We start from the raw sequence: 15,523 nt of genomic DNA, 5'->3' as shown, positions 1-15,523 counted from the left end.
CAGCTGCGTGCACCTAAACTGGGATGACCATGAATCTTCTTGAACAGCTTGCCACCCTGAATCCGCAGACCTCCTCCGACGACGACGTATTGGACGCGTTTTTGGAGTGGACCTTAGACCGGGGGTTGGAGCTGTACCCCGCTCAGGAAGAAGCCGCACTGGAACTGGTCAGCGGCAACAACGTGATTTTGTCGACTCCCACGGGCTCGGGTAAGTCCATGGTGGCCATTGCCGCGCACTTCAACGCCATGGCCCGCGGCGCCGCCAGCTACTATACGGCCCCCATCAAGGCACTGGTCTCCGAGAAGTTCTTTGCCCTGTGCGAGATCTTTGGTGCCGAAAACGTGGGCATGATCACCGGTGACTCCTCCGTGAACCAGGACGCCCCGATTATCTGCTGCACGGCGGAGATTCTGGCGAACATTGCACTGCGCGAGGGTGAGGATGCCGACGCGGGCGTTGTCATCATGGACGAGTTCCACTACTACTCTGACCCGCAGCGCGGCTGGGCGTGGCAGCTGCCATTGCTGGAGCTGCCGCAGTCGCAGTTCCTGCTCATGAGCGCCACGCTGGGCGATGTCAGCCGTTTTGAGAAAGAACTCACCGAGCTGACCAACCGGGAAACCACCACGGTGTCCTCGGGTGAGCGCCCCATCCCGCTGCACTACTACTATGTGCAGACCGGGGTGCATGAGTCCCTCGAGGAACTGCTCGCCACCAAGCAGGTCCCCGTCTATGTGGTGCACTTCAGCCAGGCCGAGGCTATTGACCGCGCCCAGACGCTCATGAGCATCAACGTGTGCACGCGTGAGGAGAAGGACAAGATCGCCGAGCTCATTGCCGGATTCCGTTTCTCCGCAGGCTTCGGAAAGACCCTGAACCGTTTGGTCCGCCACGGTATTGGCGTGCACCACGCAGGCATGCTGCCCAAGTACCGCCGCCTCGTGGAACAGCTGGCCCAGGCTGGCCTGATGAAGGTCATCTGCGGCACCGACACGCTGGGCGTGGGCATCAATGTGCCGATCCGCACCGTGTTGCTGACTGCTTTGAGCAAGTACGACGGCGTCCGCACTCGCGTTTTGCAGGTGCGTGAGTTCCAACAAATTGCGGGCCGCGCGGGCCGCGCCGGTTATGACACGGCCGGAACCGTCATTGTGCAGGCCCCCGAGCACGTCATTGAAAACACCAAGGCCATGGCGAAGGCCGTTGCCAAGTTTGGTGACGATCAGAAGAAGCTGCGCCAGGTGGTTAAGAAGAAGCCACAACAGGGCTTTGTCAGCTGGGGTGAGCCCACGTTTACGCGCCTGGCCGAGTCCGTGCCGGAACCACTGACCTCCAGCTTCACCATCACGCACGCCATGCTGCTGAACTTGCTGGAACGCCCGGGCGATCCCTTCCAGGCTGCCAAGGCCCTGCTGACGGATAACCATGAGTCACCATCCAAGCAGCGGGTGCTGATGCGCAAGGCCATTGGCATGTACCGAGAACTCCTAGGCGCCGGCGTCGTGGAGCGCATCCCTGAGGACGAGCTGGAAAATGACGGCCGCACGGTGCGTCTCACGGTGCACTTGCAGATGAACTTCGCCCTGAACCAGCCACTCTCCCCCTTCGCTCTGGCCGCCCTGGACCTGCTGGATGCGGAGTCACCCAGCTACGCCCTCGACGTCATCTCCGTCATCGAGGCCACCCTCGAAAAGCCGCGCCAGATCCTATCGGCCCAGCTCAAGCGGGAGCGCACCGAGAAGATCACGGACATGAAGGCCCAGGGCATCGAGTACGACGAGCGCATGGCGATCCTCGACGAGGTCACGTACCCCATGCCACTCCTGGAACTCCTCACGGACGCCTTTGAGGTCTACCGCAAGGCCGCACCGTGGATGGGCGACTTTGAGCTCAGCCCGAAGTCCATCATCCGCGACATGTATGAGCGCGCCATGAACTTCGGCGAATACGTCCAGTACTACTCCTTGGCCCGCTCCGAGGGCATTGTGCTGCGCTACCTGACCGACGCCTACAAAGCCCTGCGTCAGACAGTTCCCCAGGATGCGCTGCGTGAAGACCTCGAGGACATCATCTCGTGGCTGGGTGAACTGGTCCGCCAGGTTGACTCCAGCCTGCTGGATGAGTGGGAGAAGATGACCAACGGCGAATCCAGCGACACTCCGCTGGAGGAAACCGCCATGCCGCCTGCCCCTCCGCGCCTGACCGACAATGCCCGGGCCTTCCGGGTCATGGTCCGCAATGAGCTGTTCCGCCGTGTGGAGCTCGCGGCCGATGATGACTATGAGGCGTTGGGGAAGCTCGACGGCGATCACGGCTGGGATGGCGACCGCTGGGCCGATGCTCTGGATGAGTACTGGGACGAACACGAATACATTGAGTCCGGCCCGGCCGCCCGCGGCCCGGCCCTGTTGCACATCGCCCCGTCCACCACCACCTGGGAGGTGCGCCAAACCATCGTTGACCCGGCAGGTAACCACGATTGGTTCATGTCCGCCACAGTGGATCTTGACGCATCGAATGAGGCGGGTGCCGCCGTCGTACTCTTCAAGGAATTCAGCCGTATGTAATGGTGCACGATAAGCTCAGTGCATGAATTTGCTCCGCACTGCCGTGCCCGCCGATGTCCCCGCAATCCTTGGCATGATCCACGATCTGGCTGTTTATGAAAAAGAGCCCGACGCCGTGAAAAACACGCCCGAGATGCTCCATGCCAGCCTGTTTGGCGAGAATCCGCAGGTGTTTGCACACGTGGTGGACTCCCCCGTTGCCGGCGATCCCATTGTGGGTTTCGCCCTGTGGTTCCTGAACTACTCGACGTGGGAGGGCACACACGGAATCCATCTCGAGGACCTGTATGTGCGGCCCGAGGCGCGCGGCGGCGGATACGGCAAGCTGCTGCTGCAAAACCTGGCCACGATTGCGGTGGAGCGCGGTTATGCGCGGGTGGAGTGGAGCGTTCTGGACTGGAATGAACCCTCCATTAAGTTCTATAAGTCGTTCGGCGCGGCGCCCATGGATGGCTGGTCGGTGTTCCGCCTAGATGGCGCGGCACTGGAGAACTTTGGTTCTTCTGTGAGTGCCAGCGCGGCTGTACCCGTTGCTGGCGCCGAGACCGCAGGCGCCCTGTCATGAGTGATTCATACACGGTCCTCTCCGAGATGGCGAGCTCCGAGGCGTACACCGCCCGAGGCGTGCGCATGCGCGATTATTTCTTCACCGTTCCGCTAGATCATGCACAGCCTCAAGGGCAAACCATCGAGGTTTTCGCCCGCGAACTCAGCGATGCCCGCATTGACGCCGAGCAGTTGCCCTGGCTGTTGTTCCTGCAGGGCGGCCCGGGCGGCCGCGGCAACCGCCCCGCGGGGCTGAACGGCTGGCTCGCTGAGGCCACCAAGCGCTTCCGCGTGCTGATGCTTGATCAGCGCGGCACAGGACTTTCGACGCCAGCCACTCGCCAAACCCTGCCGCTCGCCGGGGATGTATCTGCTCAGGCAGATTACCTGTCGCATTTCCGCGCTACCGACATTGTGTCCGATGCCGAGCTCATCCGGGCCACGCTGGGCTCTGAACCGTGGAGCATCTTCGGTCAAAGCTATGGCGGTTTCTGCGCGTTGACGTACCTGTCCTTCGCACCGAAGGGCGTCCGCGAGGCACTCATCACCGGCGGCTTGGGCCCGCTGACCGGCCCTGCGGATCAGGTCTATCAGGCAACGTTTGGCCGGCTGCGGACCCGCAATGCCGAGTACTTTGCCAAATATCCCGAGGACCGCGAGCTGTTCACCCGGATCATGGCGCACACCGCGCAGGTAACGGAATTGCTGCCTACTGGCGAGCGGCTCACCCCCGAACGCGTTCAGATGTTGGGCAGCTACTTGGGCGGCAATACTCGCTTTGATGCGCTCCACTTTGTGCTCGAGGATGCGTTCACAGCAACGCTCGACGGCGTCCGGCTTTCGGACACGTTCTTGAGCACCGTCTCGGCTTATGTGAGCCGGGCAGCCAATCCGCTCTACGCGCTGATGCATGAGTCCATTTATGTCCAGGACTCCCCCAGCAACTGGGCCGCCGCTCGCGTACTGGCCGACAACCCGGATTTCCGGCCAGACGCTGCCGAACCGCTACTCACCGGCGAAGCCGTCTTCCCTTGGTACTTCGAGCAGGATCCCGCTCTGGTTCCGTTACAGGAGCTCGCTGAGGTGTTGGCTGTTCGCACCGAGGGCTGGGGCCAGCTGTATGACGTTGCCCAGTTGGCCAAGAACACCGTGCCCGTGGCCGCCGCGGTCTACAGCGACGACATCTTCGTGGACCGCGAGATCTCTATCGCCACGGCCGCAGCCGTCAACGGACTCCATGTATGGGAAACCGCCGACTTCCACCACGACGGGATTGCCGACGACGGCGAGGCTATTTTCGCCAAGCTCCTAGGCATGGTCCGAGCGTAACTAGGCGGGCGGGAGCAGGCCCGACATTTTTCCGGCGACTATCCGACACCACGGCCGCGGGCGGCCTTAGGCGTCTCCTTTACGTCGCCTACAAAAAAAGCCGGCTCCTGCCCCGAGCGCCGCGTCCCCGCCCGCTGGCCGTTTAGGCGTGGCCGGCTTCTCGCATTTGGCGTAGTTCCTTCTTCAGATCGCCCACTTCGTCGCGGAGGCGGGCGGCGAGTTCGAAGTGAAGGTCCGCGGCGGCGCCGTGCATCTGGGCTGTGAGCTCTTCGATGAGCGCGATGAGTTCGGCAGCTGGGCGGGAGGTGGCGCCGCCGGATGCCTTCTTCTTGCCGGCTTTCCCGCCACCTTCGCGCTTCAAGCGGGCTTCTTCCAGGAGGGCTGCGGTGTCGGCATCTTCACGGGCCAATTGGTCGGTAATGTCGGCAATCTTTTTGCGGAGCGGCTGCGGGTCAATCCCGTGCTTCTTGTTATAGCTGACCTGGATTTCCCGGCGTCGATTGGTCTCATCGATCGCGAACGCCATGGATGCCGTGATGCGATCCGCATACATGTGCACCTCGCCCGAGACGTTTCGAGCGGCACGGCCAATGGTCTGAATCAGCGATGTGGAGGAGCGCAGGAAGCCTTCCTTGTCGGCGTCGAGGATGCTGACCAGGGAAACTTCCGGCAGGTCCAAGCCTTCACGGAGCAGGTTAATGCCCACGAGGACATCGAAGACGCCCATGCGCAGTTCGCGCAGCAATTCCACGCGACGCAGGGTGTCCACGTCGGAGTGCAGGTACTGGACTTTAATTCCGTTGCCGAGAAGATAGTCGGTCAGGTCCTCGGACATGCGCTTGGTCAGCGTGGTCACGAGAACGCGCTCATTCTTGGCCGTGCGTTTGCGAATCTCGCCGAGCAGATCATTGATCTGGTCTTGTGAAGGCTTAACGATGATCTCGGGATCGATCAGGCCTGTGGGGCGGATGATCTGCTGGACGTAGCCATCTGAGACGCCAAGCTCGTACTTGCCGGGGGTTGCCGAAAGGTAAACAGTTTGGCCGATGCGCTCCAAGAACTCATCCCATTTAAGGGGCCTGTTATCCATGGCTGAGGGCAGGCGGAAGCCGTGGTCAACAAGGGTGCGCTTGCGGGACATATCACCCTCATACATGGCGCCAATCTGCGGAACTGTCACATGGGATTCGTCAATGACCAACAGGAAATCGTCCGGGAAGTAGTCAATGAGACAGTGTGGGGCGCTGCCTTTGTCGCGGCCGTCAATGTGCCTGGAGTAATTTTCAATGCCGTTGCAGAAGCCCATCTGCTCCATCATTTCCAGGTCATAGGTGGTGCGCATGCGTAGGCGCTGGGCCTCGAGGAGCTTGTTTTGGCTTTCAAGTTCCGTGGTCCGGGCTGCGAGCTCGTCCTCAATTTGTTTCACCGCACGGGACATTCGCTCTGGTCCGGCAACATAGTGCGACGCCGGGAAGACGTACATTTCGTTTTCTTCACGGATGATCTCCCCCGTCAAAGGGTGGAGCGTGTAGATATTTTCAATCTCGTCACCGAAGAACTCAACCCGGATGGCCTGCTCTTCATACATGGGAATGATCTCCACGGTGTCACCGCGCACGCGGAAGGTGCCGCGGTGGAAGTCAATGTCATTGCGGGTGTACTGCATGCTGACAAACTTGCGTAGCAGGTCATCGCGGTTCATTTGGTCACCGCGCGTCAAGGTAACCATGCCCGCAACGTACTCTTCGGGCGTGCCCAAACCGTAGATGCAGGAGACAGTGGCCACCACGATGACGTCGCGCCGCGTCAGTAGCGCATTGGTTGCTGAGTGGCGCAACCGTTCCACTTCCTCATTGACGGAAGAGTCCTTTTCAATGAAGGTATCCGACTGGGGCACGTAGGCCTCGGGCTGGTAGTAATCGTAGTAGGAGACGAAATACTCGACGGCGTTGTTGGGCAATAGCTCACGGAACTCGTTGGCAAGCTGTGCAGCAAGGGTCTTGTTTTGCACAAGCACCAGTGTGGGCCGCTGTACCTGTTCAATCAGCCACGCCGTGGTGGCTGATTTACCCGTTCCCGTGGCACCCAAGAGGACCACGTCCTTCTCACCGTTGTTGATGCGCTCGGTGAGTTCCTTAATAGCTGCCGGCTGGTCGCCAGCTGGCTTGAACTCACTGATCACTTCGAAGGGGGCCACAACACGGTTGATTTCCTGCGCAAGACTCATGGCGTTAACGCTACCCCGCTTGACGGCAACCCGCACACTATCTGAGACCGCCGATGGGGACAACTCCCCATGACACATACGATGGATTAAGGTGCATGCATGCAAAAATGGAATAGAAAATCATCACTTTGACACCCAAATGTTCCTTTGAGAGGAAAATATGTCTTCCAACACCCCGGAAAACCCATACGGTCAGCCCAGCCAGGCCCCCGCACCCTACGGCCAACAGCCGTCCGGCGAAAAGTCCGGCGCGCCGTACACTCAGCAAGCACCGGCTCCTTATGGTCAGCAGCCTGGTCAGTACGGTGCCCCTGCCGTTGACCCCGGCAAGACCATGTCGATCATTGCCATCATCTTGCCGTTCGTCGGATTCAGCCTGGTGGGCTTGATCTTGGGTCTCGTTGCCAAGTCGAAGTCCAAGAAGGCCGGTTACAAGAACACCTTGGCACTGGCGGCCATCATCATCAGCGCCGTGTTTATTGTGCTGAGCATTATTGGCGGCATCCTGATCTCTGTTTACTTCGTCAATTTGGCAAATGAGGTCGCTCAAGCCTGCCAGGATGGCGCCGAATTCGTCACGATCAATGGCCAGCAGCTGGCCTGCCCTAGCGTTACCCCTTAACTAAATATTTGACTTGACCGACCGTTCCGCCCCATAGGGGGGACACGCCGGAACCAGTGTGGCCCGCACCCTTTGGTGCGGGCCACACTGCTTTAATGGAGCTTCCGCCCAGAGACCGCGCCCTAGCCACCCTGAGCCGCTGCGAATTAGGTGACGGCGTTGCGCCGCTTGAATTCGGGGGCATCCCACGAGCGGGTATCGAGAATATCGCGCAGGATTTCCACCGCGTCCCAAATATCTGCATAACTTAGGTACAGCGGTGTTATGCCAAAGCGCAAGACCTCCGGCTCCCGGTAATCTCCAATTACTCCTCGGTCGATGAGCGCACTCATCACCGCGTAACCCTCTGGGTGGCGGAAACTCACATGGCTTCCCCTACGCGCGTGATCCCGTGGCGTCATCAGTTCCAGCGGATGATCGCCGCAACGCTGTTCTACGAGCGCGATGAACAAGTCAGTCATCGCCAAGGATTTGGCGCGGAGGGCATCCCCATCGACATCGAGCATGATGTCGAGTCCCGTTTCCACCATGGCCATCGCCGTGATCGGCTGAGTGCCACAGAGAAAACGATTGATGTCAGCAGCGGGCGTATAGGAATCCGCCATGGCGAAGGGATTAGCATGCGACCACCAGCCAGCCAACGGTTGCCAAAAACGCTTCTGATGCCGGGCGTTGACCCAAATGAATGCTGGTGAACCCGGCCCTCCGTTGAGGTACTTATACGTACATCCCACAGCGTAGTCAGCGTCCGCCCCGACAAGGTCAAGAGGGACGGCCCCGGCGGCATGTGCCAGATCCCAGATCACCAATGCACCGACGGCGTGGGCTTGGGCACTCACCTCTGCCATGTCCCACATGGCCCCCGTTCTGTAGTTGACGTGGGAAAGTGCAATGACCGCCGTCGACCCATCGAGGGCCACGCTCAGGGGCAAGTCATCGTCAATTAGCCGTACTTCGTAGCGGACACCTGCTTCCTGGCTCATGGAGTTCAAGAAGTCGATGATCCCTTCTGCAATGTAGACGTCAGAGGGGAAATTGTCGCGTTCGGTCACAATGACACGCTTTTCAGGGTGGTCCACCTGCTGAATGCGGATGGCCGAGGCAAGTGCCTTGAAGAGGTTCAGGCTGGTTGTGTCAGTAACTACGGCCTGCCCCTTGCCGCCACCCATAAGCTGAGCCAATTTCTCTCCCAACCGTCCTGGGAGATCAAACCAACCGGCTGTGTTCCAACTGCGAATGAGGCCAACACCCCATTCTTCGGTGACCACTTCTTGAACTCGCTCCAGGGCACCGGCGGGGCGCGGACCCAAGGAATTGCCGTCAAGGTAGATGACTCCCGGTGGCAAGATAAACCGCCCCTTGAATAGGGCCAGAGAATCGGCCTCATCAGCGGCGAGGCAGTCTTTGCGTTCGGTACGTGCTGCGGTTCCATTCACTGTCATCTTTACTCCTGTGGATTCTGCCAATGAAGACAGAGCGGCGTGATGTATCCACACCGTAGAATAAACATCTACTTTGAACAAGACAGTTTCTATCATCAACAAGAATTGGCAGCAGTCAAGCAGCCTTCAGGACTGCGACCACCTTGATCTTTGAGCAGCTCTAGGCTGCGAAAATAATCCTTGTGCCCTGTCCCGGATCTGCCGAGGCCAGCACCGTGGCGCCACCGCTGGTATCCGACACCGGAAAGAAGCCTGCACCGGCAAGCGCACCAAGGATCAGCTCTGGCAAAATGCCTTCCAGAGGTACCACGCGAAACACCGGGCCAAAACCGTCATGCTGCAAGGCGCCGATGACGGCCCTCTCCCCCACCGCATGCTGGAGGCGGAGAAGCGCCCTAGCTCTCGAGGCTGCTTCTGCGCCAAGTTCAGCTTCCACGTGAGGCTTGAGAGCTCCAAACCCTGCACCAGCAGAGTCGTGCGCCCGGCCGGCCGCCAAATTCGCTGCAAAGGGCAGCAGCCTTCCATGCCAGAGTGAGTCCAAAGCCGCAACCGTGTCTTCACGTGTGCCGTTGTTGACAATCACCACGTCAGCCACGGCCGCGCGCTCCTCGTCGCTAGCCTGGGCGGACATACGCGCCAGCGCATCCTCCCGGGACATACCGCGGTCACGGATCATGCGCTCCAACCGGATCTCCCGCGGTGCCTGCGCCACCACAACAAGGTGAAAGTTGGGTCCTTGCCCGGTCTCCACCAGCAGCGGAATGTCTTGGACCACGATGGCTCCCGGGCCGGCGCAAGACTTCAGCGCAGCAGCCTCCGCACGCACCAACGGGTGAGTGATGGCGTTCAGCGCAGCAAGCTCCGCCTTATCGGAAAAGACGCGGGCACCCAGAGCGGTGCGATTCAGAGAACCATCAGGCAGCAACATTTCCGAACCAAAATGATCCACGACGGCGGTCAGGCCGACAGTGCCAGGGGCCACGACCTCGCGGGCCAGCTGGTCGGCATCAATAACAACGGCTCCCAGCTCGCGAAAACGGGCAGAGAGCAACGATTTTCCGGCCGCGATGCCGCCGGTGAGACCAAGTGAAAGCATGCCCCCCATACTATCCAGCGTGCCGTAGGAAAGCTTTAGTGGACACAGCACCGCATAGGCAAATGAAGGTGACACCGCTGCGTTGGATAGGATCAGGAGGTGACACTCCCTCTGGCCTCCTCCGGACCCAATAGCTATACAACACTGGCATCCGGCCCCGACTTTCGGCATGAAATATCCATCAAACGCTCACGATTCATCACGGTGTTACGGCGCGTGGAGCAGGAATCCTCCGCCCGCGAACTGATAACAGAATTGCGCAAGGAATTCTACGATGCCAGGCACCACTGCTCCGCCTTTGTCATCGGCGCAGACCGAAGCATCCAACGCTCCAATGACGACGGGGAACCCTCCGGTACCGCCGGTACTCCAATGTTGGATGCGCTCATCAAACGTGAGATCCACCCGCCGTCCAGCAACGGCATCGCCGCACAAGGTGCCGCCGATCTCAGCGACGTGTGCGCCGTCGTCGTGCGCTACTTTGGTGGCATACTACTCGGCGCCGGAGGGCTGGTGCGGGCCTACTCCGAATCAGTCAGTACGGCTCTGGAGCTGGTCCCGCTGGCACGCAGGGAACGGCTGAAACTGTTCACTGTGGCCGTGCCCCACGCCGAGGCCGGGCGCCTTGAGAATGATCTGCGCAGCGCTGGCTATGTTATGACAGGCAATACGTACGACGGCGCCGATACTCACCTTGGGCTGGCCATGTCCGACGATGAGCAGGTCATTATCGATGCGGTGGAACGGCTCGCTTCACTCACCGCTGGCCGGTGCACACTCATGGCGGCCGGTACAGACTGGGTTGACACGAACCTCGGCTAATTCACTGATCCCGCGCCTGATAAGCAGCTCCTTTCAAGGGTTCCCCTACCGCAGCGGGTAGCTGCCCTGCGGCCGGTTAGGCGGAAACTTCTCATACCTGACACCTCGCGGGTTGCTCGGCAGCGCCGCCAAAATGCAGATAATCAGAGCGCCCGCATAAGGAATCAGGGCCAGCGCAAGAAAACCACCGCTCATATTGGCGTCATGAAGCCGCCGAACGAAAAGCGCGAGGGTTGGCACCACGGTGCCCAACACGAAGAGTACATAGATGAACATCATCAGTCCGCCCAGGAATCCAGCAACACCTCCGTTACTTCCTGTTCCGAAGATGCTGACCATAAGGAGCAATCCCCACAAGATCAACTGCATCCACCAAAACTCACTGCGTGTGGAACGGCCACTAAAGGTGGCATATTGCTTGAAGTAGCTCTTAACGGCACCGACCAGCCCTGTGTACTGCCCATGTTGCGGCACGGGAATATATTGCGCCTGAACAACCGGCTGTGCCGCATACGCCGGAGCCTGCGGCGGCGCTGCTTGTCGCTGGACCTGTGGCTGCTGCTGGCCAGGAGCCACATACGGGCGCGGGACATCGTGTGACGGCGGTGGCGTTGCCGGGCTGAAATAGCCGGGGGTTACATGCCCAGCAGGCGGCGGGGTGTAGGGACCGGGATTACTCTGGTCCCCTCCCGGATAGTTTGTTGGCATGTGCAGCTCCCCCAATATGTGTACGTGTGGTGTCATGATCATATCTTTGCTCACTGACAAAGTTCTCAGCAATCAGCTCCCCTTACGGGCTGTCCCCTTGGAAACCCTTGGAAGCAGAACCAATAAACTCTACGCGTTAAGCAAGTGTGGGCCCCAGCCAATGGCTAGGACCCACACTCAAGTCAGCAGCACTGCGTTTTCACACAGCCATGCTTACCTGTGCCGAAATTAGTTTCCGGTCAGCTTTTCGCGCAGAGCAGCAAGTGCCTCATCGGAAGCCAGCGTGCCGGCACCTGACTCGGTTGCAGCAGGCTCGGAGGAGTAGGAAGTCCCTGCGGACTCGCCACCTTCACCGGCGTTGTCAGCAGCTGCATCTTCTGCGGCGTGCTCGGCAACCTGCTTCTTGTGGGACTCCCAGCGAGCCTGAGCGTCAGCGTACTGCTGCTCCCAGACGGAGCGCTGAGTCTCGTAGCCTTCAAGCCACTCGTTGGACTCGGAATCGAAGCCCTCCGGGTACTTGTAGTTGCCTTCTTCGTCGTACTCAGCAACCATGCCGTAGAGTGCGGGATCGAACTCGGTGGAGTCGACGTCAACACCCTCGTTAGCCTGCTTGAGGGACAGCGAGATCCGGCGGCGTTCCAGGTCGATGTCGATGACCTTGACGAACAGCTCGTCACCAACGGAGACAACCTGCTCGGCCAGCTCAACGTGGCGCACGGCCAGCTCGGAGATGTGAACGAGGCCTTCGATGCCGTCTTCAACGCGAACGAACGCACCGAACGGAACCAGCTTGGTGACCTTACCCGGTACAACCTGCCCGAGGGCGTGGGTGCGGGCGAAGGTCTGCCACGGGTCTTCCTGCGTAGCCTTGAGCGAGAGCGATACACGCTCGCGGTCCAGGTCAACTTCGAGAACCTCGACGGTGACTTCCTGGCCAACTTCGACAACCTCAGACGGGTGGTCGATGTGCTTCCAGGACAGCTCGGAAACGTGGACGAGACCGTCTACGCCGCCCAGGTCAACGAATGCACCGAAGTTGACGATGGAGGAAACAACGCCGGGACGAACCTGACCCTTTTCCAGCTTGTTGAGGAACGTGGAGCGAACCTCGGACTGAGTCTGCTCGAGCCAGGCACGGCGGGACAGAACAACGTTGTTGCGGTTCTTGTCCAGCTCGATGATCTTGGCTTCGATCTGCTGACCGATGTAGGGAGCCAGGTCGCGCACACGGCGCATCTCGACCAGCGATGCGGGCAAGAAGCCGCGCAGGCCGATGTCGAGGATAAGTCCACCCTTGACCACTTCGATGACGGTACCGGTAACGACACCATCTTCTTCCTTGACCTTCTCGATGTCGCCCCAGGCACGCTCGTACTGAGCGCGCTTCTTGGAGAGGATCAGGCGGCCTTCTTTATCTTCCTTCGTGAGGACCAAGGCTTCGACCTGATCGCCAACGGCGACAACGTCACCGGGATCAACGTCGTGCTTGATGGACAGCTCACGGGAGGGGATGACACCTTCGGTCTTGTAACCGATGTCGAGCAGAACTTCGTCGCGGTCAACCTTGACAACTACACCTTCGACGAGATCTCCGTCGTTGAAGTACTTGATGGTTGCGTCCACTGCGGCGAGAAATTCTTCAGCAGTACCAATGTCGTTGATTGCAACAACAGGAGTACTTGTCTTCTCGGGGTCGTGATGGTCATGTAGTAGGGGCTCCGATGTGGATAGTTGGTTTCGCCAATTCCCAAGCCGGCCGCGAAAGGTCGCTGCCAGCCCGGTGGGAACCGGAATTATTATGGTTGCAGGGGTTCCTGCGAAATACTTGGTGCACGTGCTGCGCGTCACAAGACCGCCGAAACGGCCCATTTCACGCATGACATGCCTATTTAGTCTAGTTGTTTGGGACAAGGAGCGCAAAAGTTCACCGGTGACTTGCCATAATGACAATCGTGGATAACTCGACGCTTCTCATTCTGGGCCCGAACGCGTGGATATTGCTTGCCGTCATGCTGATTTTGGCCGCTGCGCTGTGGCGTCTGGCGCTTGGCCGATCCCCCTGGGACATGCTGTTTGCGGGGCTGCGCGCACTTCTGCAGCTCGCCGCTGTGGTGCTTGTCATAGCGTGGCTGTCCGACCGCGGCCCCTGGGCCTTTTGCTTCGTGGCACTGATGTTCACGGTGGCGGTGTGGACGTCGGGGCGGCGGGTTGCCTCGGACGGCCGCTGGTGGATTGCCGCAATTCCCATCGCCGCCGGGGTCATCCCCGTTGCTGTCTTGATGTTCGCCCTGGGCGTTGTCCCCTTCAGCGCGCTGGCCATCATTGCCGTGGTTGGGCAACAGATTGGTGGCGCCATGTCCGCTGTGACGTTATCGGGGCGACGAGTCCGCGATGAACTCACGCTGCGACACCATGAAGTGGAGGCAGCCGTGGCCTTGGGCTTCCAGTGGCCGGCAGCCCGCCTCATGGTTGCCCGCCCAGTCGCCGGAGAGGCCATACTTCCCACGCTGGATCAGACCCGCACGGCCGGCTTAGTCACCTTGCCCGGCGCCTTTGTGGGCATGATTTTAGGCGGTGCCGCCCCGATCGACGCCGGACTCATTCAGCTTTTGGTGCTCATCTCACTGCTTCTTGTCAACGCCTCCGCCGCCGCGGTGACCTTATGGCTTGGTTCCCGGGGCGCGTGGCGTTACCCCCGCTTGTCTTAAAAGTGGGTCAAACAGTGGGGCGTGCTCGTCGGGCTGAAGAGAGCATCGAAGCGGTCTACAGCCCCGGATTTGTATTCTTGAAGGCGGCCGGCAGCACTCAAAGTCCGCGCCGATACCCCGCCAAGATACAAACTGGAGAGTTCAGCAACACCAAGACTTAGTTCAGGTGCCTCATCCACGTCCACGTGACTGTCCGGATAGGCTGCGGCGTGGCCATCGAGGTGATCCCTGAGGCCGTGATGCTCGGCTCCCCCAGCAGTCTCGGCCAGCCGTGTCACCGTGGCCCTGCCGCCGTCGACCTCTATGCGGAACAACCCGGAGGCATGCCCCAATTGGTCGCCCACATGTACGGTGATGCTTCCGTCGTGCTGATAGTGCCGCGCCGCCAGTACGGCTGGGACATCGAGAATGCGCAGCCACAGCAAATCTTCGGTCTTGGAACGCCGGTAGTCCCGCTTGGCGGCAATGGCCCATTCCAGCGGATCAACCAGCGGCGCCCGATCCCACGTGATGACATCGATCAAGTCCAAGGAGCCCAAGTAGTTCCACAGGGCCAGATAGGCGTCCTCGGTGGCTGCCAGCAGATCCACGATTTCCACCGAGGAGCGATCCTTGCCCTCGCTGGGCGTGTACGTTACATAGCCGTCCAGCTCCCCAGCGGCGTTGTAGTGCAGCGCGGCCCGAATCTTCTTGATGGGCTCCATCGATTCGTAGCTGCCCTGACCGGCCGCCATGAAACGGTACGTGTCTTGGCGGCCGATGGAGCCATACGTTGATCCATGGACCTTGGCGAAGACCTCGTTGTGCAGCTCGAGGATGACCTGGGCATCAGCCACTTCCACACTGCCTTGCCGTGCTGCGGCCGGATTATGGAACATCAGGCCGCCCTTGACGTCAACTTCCACCGAGCATTCGTGAGTGGCCACGCCGAAGCCGAACCGCCCGTAAATGGTGGCTTCCGACGCTGTCAGTGCCGCCATTGGAAGCCCTGCCGCCTTGGCCTGAGCCAGGTCCGAGCTCATCATGGCCCTGAGCAATCCACGACGGCGGTGGCTGGGGCGCACTGTGACGGCAGTGATCTGATGGACTGGAAGCAACGTTCCCGCACCCACGTTGAGCGTCTTTCGGTGGTAGGCGTAGGTTGCCACCGGGTAGTGAACACCCCATGCACCCGCCGGTGCCACGGAGTCGGTCAAATAGGCGCCGATGACCATGCGCCCGTCCACCTGCTCGGCCGTCACCAGGTGTTGATACAACTCCGGAGCAGGGGCGGCCCCATAGAAGCCCAGGGCAACCGCCTGGATCCAATGGCCCACTTCTGAGGGAACTTCTCCGTTCTCAAAACGAACAGGGAAGGAACGCAGCTCATAGGGAAAGGGACGTTGGTGGCGGGTGGACTTCTCGCTGGCGGTGCTCATGGTGGCTCCTGGTGGGTTGAGTCAGCTGATGATGG

Annotated in this window: 11 protein-coding genes and 1 pseudogene; 6 read left to right on the top strand and 6 right to left on the bottom strand. The window is 60.2% G+C overall.

The annotated features are described in order from the left end of the window. Positions 1–29 precede the first annotated feature (29 nt). From AS189_RS10915 to AS189_RS10905, 3 genes are read left to right on the top strand one after another with little or no spacing between them, the layout of a single operon-like run. The gene (locus AS189_RS10915; protein ID WP_062293465.1) at positions 30–2,570 is read left to right on the top strand and encodes a DEAD/DEAH box helicase; all 2,541 of its coding nucleotides are present in this window, start codon (positions 30–32) and stop codon (positions 2,568–2,570) included. A gap of 22 nt (positions 2,571–2,592) precedes the next feature. Then, positions 2,593–3,135: a GNAT family N-acetyltransferase gene (locus AS189_RS10910; RefSeq protein ID WP_062288637.1), complete on the top strand. Its 543-nt coding sequence runs from the start codon at positions 2,593–2,595 to the stop codon at positions 3,133–3,135. Next, positions 3,132–4,445 (top strand): alpha/beta fold hydrolase, encoded by a 1,314-nt coding sequence (locus AS189_RS10905; protein ID WP_062288634.1) that lies wholly within the window; start codon positions 3,132–3,134, stop codon positions 4,443–4,445. Before AS189_RS10910 ends, AS189_RS10905 begins: the two co-directional genes overlap by 4 nt. A gap of 142 nt (positions 4,446–4,587) precedes the next feature. Here AS189_RS10905 and uvrB read toward each other — a convergent pair whose 3' ends face one another. Continuing rightward, on the bottom strand, positions 4,588–6,672 hold the full coding sequence (gene uvrB, locus AS189_RS10900; protein WP_062293456.1) for an excinuclease ABC subunit UvrB: 2,085 nt from the start codon (positions 6,670–6,672) through the stop codon (positions 4,588–4,590). A gap of 160 nt (positions 6,673–6,832) precedes the next feature. Here uvrB and AS189_RS10895 point away from each other — a divergent pair, with 160 nt between their 5' ends. Next, positions 6,833–7,294: a DUF4190 domain-containing protein gene (locus AS189_RS10895; RefSeq protein ID WP_062288630.1), complete on the top strand. Its 462-nt coding sequence runs from the start codon at positions 6,833–6,835 to the stop codon at positions 7,292–7,294. A 146-nt stretch (positions 7,295–7,440) separates the two neighbouring features. On the opposite strand, the gene kynU is transcribed toward AS189_RS10895, so the two are convergent. Continuing rightward, complete coding sequence (gene kynU, locus AS189_RS10890; RefSeq protein WP_062288626.1) at positions 7,441–8,736, bottom strand: kynureninase; 1,296 nt, start codon at positions 8,734–8,736, stop codon at positions 7,441–7,443. 160 nt (positions 8,737–8,896) lie between these two features. Further along, positions 8,897–9,832: a dephospho-CoA kinase gene (gene coaE, locus AS189_RS10885; protein ID WP_082634525.1), complete on the bottom strand. Its 936-nt coding sequence runs from the start codon at positions 9,830–9,832 to the stop codon at positions 8,897–8,899. Positions 9,833–9,931: 99 nt separating this feature from the next. Between coaE and AS189_RS10880 the strand changes: the two genes are divergently transcribed. Next, positions 9,932–10,654, top strand: a complete 723-nt coding sequence (locus tag AS189_RS10880; RefSeq protein ID WP_237759820.1) for an IMPACT family protein — start codon at positions 9,932–9,934, stop codon at positions 10,652–10,654. A 45-nt stretch (positions 10,655–10,699) separates the two neighbouring features. Here AS189_RS10880 and AS189_RS19390 read toward each other — a convergent pair whose 3' ends face one another. Then, positions 10,700–11,398: a DUF805 domain-containing protein gene (locus tag AS189_RS19390; protein WP_160320822.1), complete on the bottom strand. Its 699-nt coding sequence runs from the start codon at positions 11,396–11,398 to the stop codon at positions 10,700–10,702. Between the two features lie 192 nt (positions 11,399–11,590). Next, positions 11,591–13,068, bottom strand: a pseudogene (gene rpsA / locus AS189_RS10870) (30S ribosomal protein S1). A 246-nt stretch (positions 13,069–13,314) separates the two neighbouring features. Here rpsA and AS189_RS10865 point away from each other — a divergent pair. Then, the gene (locus AS189_RS10865; RefSeq protein ID WP_202814083.1) at positions 13,315–14,070 is read left to right on the top strand and encodes an ABC transporter permease; all 756 of its coding nucleotides are present in this window, start codon (positions 13,315–13,317) and stop codon (positions 14,068–14,070) included. Here the strand turns inward: AS189_RS10865 and AS189_RS10860 are convergent. Continuing rightward, a complete protein-coding gene (locus AS189_RS10860) occupies positions 14,067–15,488 on the bottom strand; it encodes a GNAT family N-acetyltransferase (protein WP_062288614.1) in 1,422 nt (473 codons plus the stop codon). The two genes, AS189_RS10865 and AS189_RS10860, sit on opposite strands and share 4 nt — an antisense overlap. Between the last annotated feature and the right edge of the window lie 35 nt (positions 15,489–15,523).

Source organism: Arthrobacter alpinus, from assembly GCF_001445575.1.
GTDB classification, from domain to species: domain Bacteria; phylum Actinomycetota; class Actinomycetes; order Actinomycetales; family Micrococcaceae; genus Specibacter; species Specibacter alpinus_C.
This window is presented reverse-complemented; position numbering and strand designations above follow the sequence as displayed.